14 protein-coding genes are annotated in these 11,859 nt (G+C 44.6%); 12 read left to right on the top strand and 2 right to left on the bottom strand.

The features are described 5' to 3' along the window. Positions 1–115 precede the first annotated feature (115 nt). The 5 genes from lexA (at position 116) to DRW07_RS10535 (ending at position 5,362) form a co-directional block, all read left to right on the top strand. On the top strand, positions 116–739 hold the full coding sequence (gene lexA / locus DRW07_RS10555; RefSeq protein ID WP_124027880.1) for a transcriptional repressor LexA: 624 nt from the start codon (positions 116–118) through the stop codon (positions 737–739). A gap of 385 nt (positions 740–1,124) precedes the next feature. Beyond that, positions 1,125–2,234 carry a cytochrome c oxidase subunit II gene (gene coxB / locus DRW07_RS10550; RefSeq protein WP_124028178.1) on the top strand — a complete coding sequence of 370 codons (1,110 nt, stop codon included), beginning with the start codon at positions 1,125–1,127 and terminating at the stop codon, positions 2,232–2,234. Between the two features lie 10 nt (positions 2,235–2,244). Beyond that, complete coding sequence (ctaD, locus tag DRW07_RS10545; RefSeq protein ID WP_124027879.1) at positions 2,245–3,876, top strand: cytochrome c oxidase subunit I; 1,632 nt, start codon at positions 2,245–2,247, stop codon at positions 3,874–3,876. Positions 3,877–3,879: 3 nt separating this feature from the next. Then, the gene (locus DRW07_RS10540) at positions 3,880–4,461 is read left to right on the top strand and encodes a cytochrome c oxidase assembly protein (protein WP_124027878.1); all 582 of its coding nucleotides are present in this window, start codon (positions 3,880–3,882) and stop codon (positions 4,459–4,461) included. Between the two features lie 22 nt (positions 4,462–4,483). Then, positions 4,484–5,362, top strand: coding sequence for a cytochrome c oxidase subunit 3 (locus DRW07_RS10535; protein WP_124027877.1), 879 nt, complete (start codon positions 4,484–4,486; stop codon positions 5,360–5,362). Between the two features lie 5 nt (positions 5,363–5,367). Here the strand turns inward: DRW07_RS10535 and DRW07_RS10530 are convergent, their stop codons facing one another. After that, positions 5,368–5,580, bottom strand: a complete 213-nt coding sequence (locus DRW07_RS10530) for a DUF2909 domain-containing protein (RefSeq protein ID WP_124027876.1) — start codon at positions 5,578–5,580, stop codon at positions 5,368–5,370. Between the two features lie 27 nt (positions 5,581–5,607). On the opposite strand from DRW07_RS10530, the gene DRW07_RS10525 reads away from it, so the two are divergent. The 7 genes from DRW07_RS10525 to DRW07_RS10495 all read left to right on the top strand — a co-directional run bounded on the left by DRW07_RS10525 (position 5,608) and on the right by DRW07_RS10495 (position 10,937). Continuing rightward, positions 5,608–6,333 (top strand): SURF1 family protein, encoded by a 726-nt coding sequence (locus tag DRW07_RS10525; RefSeq protein WP_240630600.1) that lies wholly within the window; start codon positions 5,608–5,610, stop codon positions 6,331–6,333. Continuing rightward, positions 6,326–6,889, top strand: coding sequence for a hypothetical protein (locus DRW07_RS10520; protein WP_124027874.1), 564 nt, complete (start codon positions 6,326–6,328; stop codon positions 6,887–6,889). The genes DRW07_RS10525 and DRW07_RS10520 overlap by 8 nt, the downstream gene beginning before the upstream one ends. A gap of 15 nt (positions 6,890–6,904) precedes the next feature. Further along, entirely contained in the window at positions 6,905–7,891 is a 987-nt protein-coding gene (locus tag DRW07_RS10515; RefSeq protein ID WP_276310714.1) for a COX15/CtaA family protein, read from the top strand. Positions 7,892–7,903: 12 nt separating this feature from the next. After that, entirely contained in the window at positions 7,904–8,821 is a 918-nt protein-coding gene (gene cyoE, locus DRW07_RS10510; RefSeq protein WP_124027873.1) for a heme o synthase, read from the top strand. Then, complete coding sequence (locus tag DRW07_RS10505; RefSeq protein WP_124027872.1) at positions 8,818–9,477, top strand: SCO family protein; 660 nt, start codon at positions 8,818–8,820, stop codon at positions 9,475–9,477. The genes cyoE and DRW07_RS10505 overlap by 4 nt, the downstream gene beginning before the upstream one ends. Further along, positions 9,464–10,105, top strand: coding sequence for a GNAT family N-acetyltransferase (locus DRW07_RS10500; protein WP_124027871.1), 642 nt, complete (start codon positions 9,464–9,466; stop codon positions 10,103–10,105). Before DRW07_RS10505 ends, DRW07_RS10500 begins: the two co-directional genes overlap by 14 nt. 79 nt (positions 10,106–10,184) lie before the next feature. Then, positions 10,185–10,937, top strand: coding sequence for a substrate-binding periplasmic protein (locus tag DRW07_RS10495; protein ID WP_165870472.1), 753 nt, complete (start codon positions 10,185–10,187; stop codon positions 10,935–10,937). Positions 10,938–11,118: 181 nt separating this feature from the next. Here the strand turns inward: DRW07_RS10495 and DRW07_RS10490 are convergent, their stop codons facing one another. Next, positions 11,119–11,844 (bottom strand): CPBP family intramembrane glutamic endopeptidase, encoded by a 726-nt coding sequence (locus DRW07_RS10490; RefSeq protein WP_124027869.1) that lies wholly within the window; start codon positions 11,842–11,844, stop codon positions 11,119–11,121. Positions 11,845–11,859 lie beyond the last annotated feature (15 nt).

The following is an 11,859-nucleotide window of genomic DNA, read 5'->3' as shown; positions in this document are numbered from 1 at the left end:
CTAACCTAGTTAAAATAAATCGGCGCGAGTGTAGCACAAATTCACTATTTATATGGTTGCAGATTGTAAACAACTGTATATACTCACAATAACTGTATGGAATAACAGGCTGTTTATGCGTCCATTAACTCAACGTCAACAAGAAGTATTCGATCTCATCAAGGCATCAGTACAAGAAACCGGTATGCCACCTACCCGCGCAGAAATTGCACGTAAGCTAGGTTTTAAGTCTGCTAACGCAGCAGAAGAGCATTTGAAAGCGCTTGCCCGTAAAGGCGTGATTGAAATCCTGCCAGGCACCTCAAGAGGGATTCGCATCCATGCTGAGGAAGAGCCTGAAGACAATGTGGTTGGGCTTCCATTAATTGGTAGAGTGGCAGCGGGTGAGCCCATTTTGGCGCAGGAAAACATAGAATCGAATTATCAGGTCGATCCTATGTTGTTTAAGCCAGGTGCAGATTACTTACTGCGTGTTTACGGCGAAAGTATGAAGGACATTGGTATCTTAGACGGTGATTTGTTGGCTGTGCATAAAACTACTGATGTCAGAAATGGTCAGGTAGTAGTAGCCAGAGTCGAAGATGAGGTAACAGTAAAGCGACTAGAAAAGACCGGTAGCAAAGTAATCTTACATGCAGAAAATAGCGCATTTTCACCTATCTATGTCGATCTAGCATCGCAGGAATTTAATATAGAAGGTCTTGCGGTTGGGGTTATTCGTAACGCAGATTGGATGTGAAAATAAACCGAATGGCCTAAAAAATGAGCGGCGAGTGTTTTTTATACACTTTGCTGCTTTTTTTATATCTCAACTATACCACTCCCTCTCTCTCATAACCCCACTGCTGTTTGGTTTTCTTTACATTTTTTGTTTCATTTTCAATGTGTTCAAAAGTACAGCAATCTTGACGCTTATTAAAAATAATTCGGTTTTTTCTTCCTACTTCATCTAAAAAAACTGGACTCTAAACTCAATTTGGGCGATTCTTGTACACTCTTTAACAAAAGCGTAACAAATAGACTCTAATAATATTTACAATAGTCTATTGGACTCGTTCTTTAATTGAGCGACGTGACGGAGGTGGGTAGTGCGTAGACTCGCAAAAAGTGCCTTAACTGCATGCATGATGATGTCATCAGGTGTATATGCAGAGGCGCAGCAAGCAGTTTCTGATATCAATTTAAGACCAGGCGTAACCGATATTTCATCTCAGGTGTATGACTTACACATGATGATGTTTGCCATTTGCGTAGGTATTGCGGTTCTTGTGTTTGGGGTCATGTTTATTTCCATGTACTTACACCGCAAATCCAGAGGGGTTAAACCCGCCAATTTCCACGAAAATGTAAAAGTCGAAATTGCATGGACTGTAGTGCCATTTATTATTTTGATTGTGATGGCTATTCCTGCTGCGAAAACACTAATTGCCATGGAAGACACTTCTGCACCCGACATGACAGTACTTGTCACCGGGTCACAGTGGAAGTGGCACTATAAGTACATGGATAGCGACGTGGAATACTATTCACTATTGGCAACGCGTCGCGAAGAAATTGAGAATAAATACGACAAGCGAGATAACTACCTGCTTGAAGTTGATCGGCCCCTTGTTATACCAACCGGACAAAAAGTACGTTTTCTGATCACATCAGACGACGTTATCCACTCATGGTGGGTGCCCGACTTTGCCGTCAAAAAAGACGCTAACCCAGGGTTTATCAACGAAGCCTGGACACGCGTAAACGAACCGGGCATCTATCGCGGTCAGTGTGCTGAGCTATGTGGTAAAGATCACGGTTTTATGCCGATTGTAGTTATTGCCAAAGAGCCTGCCGAATATGCGCAATGGGTGTCTGAGCAAGAAGAAATGCGCGCGCTAGCGCGAGAAGAAGAGCAGCGCTTGTTAGCTATGAATATGGATATGTCGGAATTGATGGCGGAAGGTGAACGCGTTTATAACGCAGTGTGTGCGGGTTGCCATATGCCAAATGGTGAAGGCCTACCTGGTGTATTCCCTGCCATTAAAGGTAGCAATCTAGCACTCAATGACATGCCTGGACACATCGACATTGTACTTAATGGTAAAACCGGTACAGCGATGCAAGCGTTTGGCAACATGCTGTCGCTAAAAGAACTGGCTGCTGTTGTTACCTACCAGCGCAACGCATGGGGTAATAACACTGGCGATGTTGTGCAACCAAAAGACGTTAATGCGATAGCAAAAGGCGAATAGGAGCGAAATTATGAGTAATGTAGCAGACTCAACCGCGTCTAACGACGCTACGCTTGATGGCCACCATGGTGATGCTCATCACGACGATCATCACGACCATATTCCAAAGGGGATCAGTCGTTGGTTGCTAACCACAAACCATAAAGACATAGGTACCTTGTATCTGTGGTTCGCCTTTATTATGTTTTTGGTGGGCGGAGCAATGGCAATGGTTATCCGCGCTGAACTCTTTCAGCCCGGCATGCAAATTGTCGATCCTAATTTTTTCAACCAAATGACCACAGTCCATGGCCTGATAATGGTTTTTGGTGCAGTCATGCCCGCTTTTACAGGGTTGGCTAACTGGTTAATCCCTATGATGATTGGTGCGCCAGATATGGCCTTACCAAGAATGAATAACTGGAGCTTCTGGATTTTACCTTTTGCGTTCCTTATTCTGCTTTCATCGCTGTTTATGGAGGGGGGCGGTCCGTCGTTTGGCTGGACTTTCTACGCGCCTCTTTCGACTACATATAGTAATGATTCAACCGGTCTGTTTGTATTCTCTGTGCACATCATGGGTATCTCATCCATTATGGGCGCAATCAACGTGATTGTTACTATTTTCAACATGCGTGCGCCTGGTATGACATGGATGAAAATGCCTTTGTTCGTATGGACCTGGTTGATTACAGCCTTCCTGCTCATTGCGGTAATGCCGGTATTGGCTGGTGCTGTTACCATGGTTCTTACAGATAAGTATTTTGGTACTAGCTTCTTTGATGCCGCAGGCGGCGGCGACCCTGTTATGTTCCAGCACATCTTCTGGTTCTTTGGTCACCCTGAGGTATATATAATGATTTTGCCTGCGTTTGGCATTATCTCTCAGATCATACCCACTTTCTCACGCAAACCGCTGTTTGGATACGCATCTATGGTGTATGCAACTGCGTCAATTGCATTGTTGTCGTTCATCGTATGGGCCCACCATATGTTCACAACTGGCATGCCCTATCAGGCTGAAATCTTCTTCATGGTAGCCACCATGCTTATTTCGGTGCCGACTGGAGTGAAGGTCTTTAACTGGGTCGCTACTATGTGGCGCGGCTCGATGACCTTTGAAATTCCAATGATGTTCGCCATTGCGTTTGTAGTACTTTTCACGATTGGTGGCTTGTCAGGCTTGATGCTGGCTATAACGCCCGTTGACTTCCAATACCACGATACTTACTTTGTGGTTGCTCACTTCCATTATGTGCTGGTCACAGGCGCGGTATTCTCCATTATGGCAGCGGTGTATTATTGGCTTCCCAAATGGACCGGAAAAATGTTTGATATCACCTTGGCTAAATGGCATTTCTGGTGTTCGCTTATTTCGGTCAATGTATTGTTCTTCCCAATGCACTTTGTTGGCTTGGCAGGCATGCCTCGCAGGATTCCTGACTATGCGTTGCAGTTTGCCGACTTCAACAAATGGATAAGTATTGGTGGCTTCGCGTTTGGCTTGTCGCAACTCATTTTCCTAGCGCTACTTATTAAAGCGTGTCGCAAACAAGGCGAGCCAGTTTCTGACCAGGTATGGGACGGTGCTGAAGGTCTTGAGTGGGAAATTCCCTCTCCAGCCCCCTATCACACGTTTGATACACCACCGGTGGTGAAATAAGTCATGGCACTGCAATCAGAAAATCACAACATGGTGTTCAGGCTGGTGATAATCACCTGCGCCATGTTTGGTTTTGGTTTTGCAATGGTGCCTCTGTATGACGTGTTTTGTGATATCACGGGAATAAACGGAAAAACCAACGAAACAGCAGTGGTATACAGTGCACCTGAAATTGATACATCACGCGAGGTGGCGGTTGAGTTTATCACTCGTACACATAAAGGGATGCCGTGGGAATTTAGCGCGACAACCCAACGCATTGTGGTTCATCCAGGTGAGTTAAACACCGTAGAGTTCTATGTCAGGAACCCAGCAAGACGAGACATAGTAGCGCAGGCGATACCCTCTGTTTCACCGGGAACTGCGGCTTTGTATTTGAACAAAACGGAGTGTTTTTGCTTCAATCATCAGCCGCTCGCGGCAGGAGAGGAAGCACTGATGCCCATGCAGTTTTATGTAGACCCACAAATACCTGATGACGTTACTGTTTTTACTGTGCAATACACCTTGTTTGACGTAACGGCGAGGGCTGATGACCCCAAGTCGCTTGACAACCCTTTCCTATCTGGCAGCAATGCAGAGTAGGCAGGGCAAAGGAGAATAATAAATGCAGCAAGAATACGAAAGATATTATGTACCCGCGCAAAGCATCTGGCCCATAGTGGGCGCGGTTGCTTTATTTTTGATTGCAGTGGGTGCCGGTAATCTGGTTGTTGAGATATCGAAAAACTCAGAAGGCTATGGCGGCTATGTGCTTATGGTTGGCTTAGCAATATTGATTTTTATGGTTGTTGGTTGGTTTAGAGACCAAATCAATGAATCTATGTCAGGCTTGTACAGTGCCCAGTTAGGGCGTTCGTATCGACAAGCTATGATGTGGTTCATTTTTTCAGAAGTGATGTTTTTTGCTGCGTTCTTTGGCGCCTTATTCTATGCAAGAATGATTGCTGTGCCCTGGCTTGGCGGCTCGTCAAACAACGCAATGACTAATGCTGTGCTGTGGCCTGGCTTTGAGGCGATGTGGCCGCTCCTCACAACACCAGACGGCACAACGACCACACAGATGAAATGGTCCGGTTTGCCAGCAATCAATACTGCTATCCTGTTGGTTTCATCGGTGACACTCCATTATGCTCACACAGGTTTAGAGCAGAACAAGCGTAAGCAGCTTACTGCCATGCTTGGTTTTACCATTCTGCTCGGTTGTATATTCTTAGCGTTACAGGTGTATGAATATATTCACGCTTATCGTGATTTAGGTTTGACTTTGCAGTCTGGCGTTTACGGAAACACCTTCTTTATGCTCACCGGGTTTCACGGCATGCACGTTACATTAGGTACTGTAATACTCATTGTGCTGTTCTTCAGGGTATTGAAAGGTCACTTCACGCCAAAAGAACACTTTGCTTTTCAGGCTGGCGCTTGGTATTGGCACTTTGTTGACGTTGTATGGGTAATGTTGTTTATCTTTGTTTATATACTGTAAAAGAGTTAATACGGTCTGGGGTTGGGTTCAATCAACCCCGTTGCTACTGCCACCAAAATAATGACAAAAATAACGGTAGATACAAGCACTCTGCGTCCAATGAATTTACTCATGGGCTGTCCATCGGGGTCATTCTTTAGCATTACCCGCATGGCCAAAAATAAATTCACAATCATGAACAGCAAGAGCCCGACAAGCAGGATTTTTACGAATAACATATAGGTGCTCTTTACAACTTGTTTACAATGTTTACACGCTATCAGGGTTCCGCGATCATTTCGAGTTTATTCTTGTTGTTGATTGTTGCCATTTTGCTGAGTCTAGGTGTTTGGCAGTTATCCAGAATGCAAGAAAAGCAAGCGTTCTTATTGGACCTTGAAGAAAAAAAAGATCAGCCGGCCAAGGCGCTTATCGACGTCATTGACCGCAATGAAGCGCGAGAAAATGTATTGGTCAATGTCAGCGGTACATTGCTGCGAGAACATGTCTGGATAGTCGATAATCGTCCGATGGAACGTGAAATCGGTTATCAGGTTTTGGTTGTAGTGAATACACCTGCGGGCAATGTGCTACTTGATTATGGCTGGGTTGCCTCGTCGGGTGACCGTAATATATGGCCTGAGGTTACATTACCACAAACACTCAATCGAGTGAGAGGTGTCATCATTGAACCCACTGCTAACCCGTTCGTGAATGTTGAGATGTTCGAGTCCAAACCCTCTGACTCTGGTCAGGTTTATCGGATACAAGGTATCGATATAGCGCAACAAAGCAAGCAGTCTGGTATTCGTTTGTCACCCTTTGTGGTTAAAATTCTTGGGCGTGACGAGCAGTTTATCAGGCATTGGGAGCCAGTAGTAATGCCACCTGAAAAGCACCTTGGTTACGCTATTCAGTGGTTTGGGCTCGCCGCTGCCGCACTCATTATTGGCGCTATCGCCATCGGAAAAACTAGGAGCAAACATGTCTGATACAAAAACGGGTGGATCTCGCAAAACGCTCATCCTCTTAGTCGTCGTTTTTGTCCTTCCTGTTATCTTGGCAAAACTGGCATTAGACAACGATTTTTTTAACCGAGGCGCAACGAATCGAGGTGAGCTACTCCAGCCTACGCTCAACGCACAGTCGTTGTTTGGTGAATTACCGAAAAAGTGGCGAGTGGTTTATGTGGTGCCTACTACCTGTGACCAAACTTGTCAGAATGCTATTTACAGTATTCAGCAAGTAGACTTGGCCTTAGGTAAAGAAAGCGACAGAGCGAATGCAACGTTAGTCATCACACCTGAAAGTGCCAATGTTGAAGAATGGATTGCCAAAGATAACCGCACTGAGGTGTTAAATACAAAACAAGAAAATGTTAATAAGGTGTTTAATTCAGCGCATAGGAATGGTATTTTTTTGGTTGATACTATGAACAACGCAATGTTGCGGTATAACCCTCATGCAGACCAACAACAAGCCATTATGCAAAGCAGGGATGTGTTGTCTGATTTGAAAAAAATGCTTAAGTTATCGCGAATTGGCTAACCAGGACAAAGTGAAGTGAAAAGTTGTCGTCTACTTGTACTGCTCAGTATTTTATTCACATTAATGGTTATTGTTTTGGGTGCGTATACGCGCCTGACTGACGCCGGTTTAGGTTGTCCTGACTGGCCAGGTTGTTATGGGCATCTGGTGGTGCCTCAATCTGAAGAGTTAGTCAATGCAGCAAATGCGGCTTTTCCAGAGCGACCGGTAGAGCAAGAAAAAGCCTGGAATGAAATGATCCACCGCTATTTTGCTTCTGCACTTGGCTTGCTTATTGTTGCCATTGCGATATTGTCGTGGCGCAATAGGGCGGAGCAAAAGCCGATTAAATTGCCCCTATTTCTGGTTGCTCTAGTCATCTTTCAGGGCATGCTTGGCATGTGGACAGTTACGTTAAACTTGTTACCCGTTGTGGTAATGGGGCACCTATTGGGTGGGTTTACGGTACTCAGTTGCCTGTTGTTACTGTACTTGCGCTTAACACCATACAGGGCGCCGACGGGTGATGCGCATTTAGGTAAATACGCTACTTACGCCTTGGTGGGTATTGCAGTAGTAGTGGTACAAATTGCATTGGGCGGTTGGGTGAGCGCAAACTACGCTGCTTTAGCGTGTACAGAATTCCCAATTTGTGAGGGAAATTGGTCATCCAGACTCGATTTCGCGGGGGCGTTCAGTGTACCGGAAGCGCAGGATTATGAGTTTGGTGCGCACGATTATGCTGAGCGCATGACCATGCACATTGTGCATCGCATAGGTGCTGTTATAACGTTTGCTTACTTATGTTGGCTGGGTTTAAGTTTGTACGTCAAAGCTTCTTCCTCACTTATTAAAGGGTTGTCTTTGCTCATGCTGCTTGTGTTAGTTGTGCAAGTCGTGCTTGGCATTAGCAATGTAGTCTTCAGCCTTCCTCTGGCCGTCGCTGTTATGCACAACGCTGTTGCGGCATGTCTTTTGTTGGTTATGGTAACCATCGCATACACACTCATGCGAAAAATATAGGTATTCTTTTATATGGCTAAATCCGACGTTTCGCTTTCCGCTTCAAAACCCGTTCAGGAGTCTGTGACGTGGCGAGATTTTTATGAGCTGACCAAGCCACGAGTTGTCATGCTGTTGTTATTAACCGCCTTGGTTGGTATGTGCTTAGCTACGCCAACGTGGGTTGATAGCGTTACACTTATTGCAGGCATGTTGGGTATCGGTTGTCTTTCTTCTGCGGCAGCGGTTATCAATCATGTTGTTGATCACCGAATTGACAGCCAAATGGCCAGAACATTCAATCGGCCTGTTGCAAAAGGACGGGTATCAGTTAACCAAGCTCTGGTGTTTTCATTTGTACTTGCCCTGATTGGATATTTAGCACTGGAGCTGTGGGTAAACCGACTAACAGCATTGCTTACGCTCGCCAGTCTTGTGGGTTATGCCGTAATTTATACTATGTTTCTTAAACGTGCTACGCCGCAAAATATTGTGATTGGCGGGCTGGCAGGCGCTGCACCACCCTTGTTAGGATGGACCGCAGTGACCAATGAGGTTCATGCACACGCATTACTGTTGGTGTTGATAATCTTCACATGGACACCTCCCCATTTTTGGGCCCTCGCCATTCACAGAGAAAAAGACTATGCGCGCGCAAATGTGCCTATGCTACCTGTTACCCATGGTGTAGCGTTTACTAAAACATCGGTGTTGTTATACACGGTGTTATTATGTGCTATCGGTTTAATGCCGTATTTAATTGGTATGTCTGGCGTTATCTACCTGGTCGGTTCCACTGTGCTAAACCTCATTTTCTTAGGTTATGCAATTCAGCTTAAGTATTTTGCAAAACCTGATACAGCGATGGCGACCTTCCGTTTCTCCATCATTCACCTCATGGTATTGTTTGTTGTATTGTTACTTGATCACTACATTCCAATAACCCTATGAGCCAAAAAACTATTGTAGGTATTGTGGCCGCTATCGCATTGATAGCGGGCATCATCGCTAGCGTCTATGTGTCACCTCCAGGCGATATTAGTGCCGTAGGTGACAGACCTGAGTATATGCAGGTTTATCCTGCTCCGCGTGCCTTGTCAGACTTTACACTCACGCAGCACACAGGAGCTCCCTTTACAGTTGAAAACCTAAAGCAGCATTGGACACTCGCATTTATTGGTTACACTTATTGTCCAGATATTTGCCCTGTGACTATGTCTGCGCTTGCCGGTATATATCCTGAACTAAAAGAAATGGAAGGCAATGCGCCCATACAGGTGGTGTTTATCTCCGTCGACCCCAACCGTGATTCGATAGAACGCCTTAGTGAATATATTGGTTTTTTTAATAGTGAATTCATTGCAGTTACGGGCGAGCACGCCCAGCTGTTCCCCATGGTGAGAAGTATGGGCATGATGTACGCTATTTCCGAAAGTACTGATAACCCTAACTACCTCGTCGATCACAGTGGCTCTGTTGTGGTGATCAACCCTCAGGGCAATGTGGTTGGACGATTCAAACCAGAAGTCAAAGCTGGGCAACTTTCTATTAGTGATGTCGACCAAATTAAGGCTGATATGCCTGCAATTATAGATGGAAGTTACTGAAAACATTAGGATTAGGCGTGCCAAAGCAGACGACGGTTATGCTACCGTTGACCTGATCATGCTCTCGGCCCCTCAAGTTCTTACTGAAATCTTTGGCAATGGTGACCAGACAGTAGCCAAATCCTATTTAATGCATGCATGGGAATGTGGGCAAGGTCAATATGGATGTCAGGCGCATTGGGTCGCCACTCACAATGACCAACCTATAGGGGTGGTGACTGCTTGGCACAGTAATATGCCAAAAGCGTTTGGCAAAGCCACCCTGGCATCTTTAAATGCGTTTTTCGGTATAGATGAGACTGCACAAGTTTTTGCACGCTCAGCAAAGATCACGGAACAGATAACGCCGCCGGCATATCAAGAATTGATATTTGGCCATTTAGCGGTATCACCTAGCTTTCAGGGACAAGGAGTAGGTAAAGCGCTAGTTAACTATATGGAAGAGATAGCAGTTCACAATGAAAAGCGCCGTTGTGTGTTAGATGTGGAACGTCAAAATAAGAGTGCGATAGGTTTCTATGAATCACTCAGCTACCTTGAAGTCCAGTCCCTCTATCCCGCAGGCTTTCGCTATATGAGAATGGCAAAAAGGCTAGAAGCTAGTGCAAAATGGGTTGGTGTGATTTAAATAGGTTTTGAGGCAAACAGGTTAGAAGATATACTAATTTCAAAAAGGCTCAGGTCGACAAAACATAGAAATAAAAAGATTGCTTTTGATATCTGGCTTGGTGTTTAGCAGTCTGAGTGCCTATGCAGAGCTTCCTGCCTTTGAGGTCTGCTTAGATCCCTTCCCTCCTCGTCAAATAGTCATTGATGGTAAGGAGCCCAAAGGCCAGAATATAGAAATTATTGAAGCAATTGGTAAGCAAGTTGGGTTTCTCCCAAGCTATACCGTCAATACGCCTTTTAAACGTTGCTTGCTAAAAATGGAATCAGGCGATACAGATTTCATGGTTGGACTAGTAAAAAACGACGACCGTTCCCGTTATATGGCCTTCATTCCCTATATGCAGGAAACAACTAAGCGTTTCTTTTCATTAAAAAAAAGACAAATTACAATCACAAAAAATGAAGATTTAAAGGGGTTAAAAGTCGCTTTAATTGAGGGGTTTGCTTTCAATAAACAAGTTACACCTCTGTTAAACCATGCAGACTATGTTTACGTTGAGTCACTGGATAAAGCATTTTATTTGTTAACGTCTGGGAGAGTTGACCTCGTATTTGCTTCAGAGTACATTGCGCCTGAATTTCCGACAGCCCCTATCACGCAACTGCAACTTATTTATTCTGATTATGCACTGAAATTCGACAACTATGCCAGTATCGCTATTTCTAAAAAGTCTGAAGCAATGATGCATATTCCTGCCATCAAAAATGCTGTAGAAAAGCTCAATCATGAAGGTGTTATTGAAACCATTATTAAAACCGGCTCCCTTCAAAAACACAGTGTTCAACACTAGCACTATCTTATTAATAGTATGTGCAGTTTACTCATCATAATGATGAACTTATCTGTATCGGCTCTACTGTTTTACTGTCTCATTGATAACAAGATCGGCTTCTGTGTCAGCCGAGTTTACCGAAAGAATCAGCATTGTATGCTAACACCTCAATAACTTTTTTAGAGGTGTCTCGGTAGATTTATAGTGAGCGATGAGTCGTAACATCAAAGCGCGCATGTTTATGGACTATATATCCCAATATGCCACCGTAGATATCCATTAGGGCGTGGAGTGCAATAACGACCCACAAAGATTCAGTAAACACATAAATGCCTCCCAATATCAAACCGACAATGCCGGTTCTGAGCACGTTTTGCCAGCCTTGATAAAGATGACACAAGCCAAACAGAAAACTGCCCAATATCAAGCTCAATATAGCGCCCAAGTAATCAGAAAAGACGAGCAGGAAAAAACCTCTAAACAGTAATTCTTCGCAAAAACCTGCAGACATTGATAAGCCCCCGGCAAACCACCGTAGTTCACGTTTATCCGCAGGCATCATCCACTGATGTTGACTCATTGCATCACTGAGCTGTTTAAACTGCTCAGTGCCAGGCGAAATGCTTTGAATGCTCCAAAACGCATAGGCAAACGCCAATACCACAATGAGCACACCAACCCAATTTCTCCAAGAGTTATGCCAGGCTAACCCCATTGTATCTGCGGGTACGATTTGCATTCCGATTAGCAATAAAAGTACGCTGCTTGGCAACCATAAGAAAACCATTGTTTCTTTGTATAGTTTGACCTTGGATTTATGACCAGCCTGCACGGCCATCTTTCCCTTGTCAGCTTCCCAAAGGCTGTAAACAATCATGGCAACCATCATTGCCAGTACTAACCATTCTCCTATATGCAACGCCATCGTAATTAACCTCTT

Origin of the sequence: Paralteromonas sediminis, from assembly GCF_003820355.1 — a bacterium.
Taxonomy (GTDB): domain Bacteria; phylum Pseudomonadota; class Gammaproteobacteria; order Enterobacterales; family Alteromonadaceae; genus Alteromonas_F; species Alteromonas_F sediminis.
The sequence above is the reverse complement of the archived record's forward strand: the minus strand, read 5'-3'. Positions and strand labels throughout refer to the sequence as shown.

Coding starts and splice junctions, on each gene's coding strand:
- lexA (WP_124027880.1), top strand. CDS start 116: ATGCGTCCATTAACTCAACGTCAACAAGAAGTATTCGATCTCATCAAG.
- coxB (WP_124028178.1), top strand. CDS start 1,125: ATGATGATGTCATCAGGTGTATATGCAGAGGCGCAGCAAGCAGTTTCT.
- ctaD (WP_124027879.1), top strand. CDS start 2,245: ATGAGTAATGTAGCAGACTCAACCGCGTCTAACGACGCTACGCTTGAT.
- DRW07_RS10540 (WP_124027878.1), top strand. CDS start 3,880: ATGGCACTGCAATCAGAAAATCACAACATGGTGTTCAGGCTGGTGATA.
- DRW07_RS10535 (WP_124027877.1), top strand. CDS start 4,484: ATGCAGCAAGAATACGAAAGATATTATGTACCCGCGCAAAGCATCTGG.
- DRW07_RS10530 (WP_124027876.1), bottom strand. CDS start 5,580: ATGTTATTCGTAAAAATCCTGCTTGTCGGGCTCTTGCTGTTCATGATT.
- DRW07_RS10525 (WP_240630600.1), top strand. CDS start 5,608: ATGTTTACACGCTATCAGGGTTCCGCGATCATTTCGAGTTTATTCTTG.
- DRW07_RS10520 (WP_124027874.1), top strand. CDS start 6,326: ATGTCTGATACAAAAACGGGTGGATCTCGCAAAACGCTCATCCTCTTA.
- cyoE (WP_124027873.1), top strand. CDS start 7,904: ATGGCTAAATCCGACGTTTCGCTTTCCGCTTCAAAACCCGTTCAGGAG.
- DRW07_RS10505 (WP_124027872.1), top strand. CDS start 8,818: ATGAGCCAAAAAACTATTGTAGGTATTGTGGCCGCTATCGCATTGATA.
- DRW07_RS10500 (WP_124027871.1), top strand. CDS start 9,464: ATGGAAGTTACTGAAAACATTAGGATTAGGCGTGCCAAAGCAGACGAC.
- DRW07_RS10490 (WP_124027869.1), bottom strand. CDS start 11,844: ATGGCGTTGCATATAGGAGAATGGTTAGTACTGGCAATGATGGTTGCC.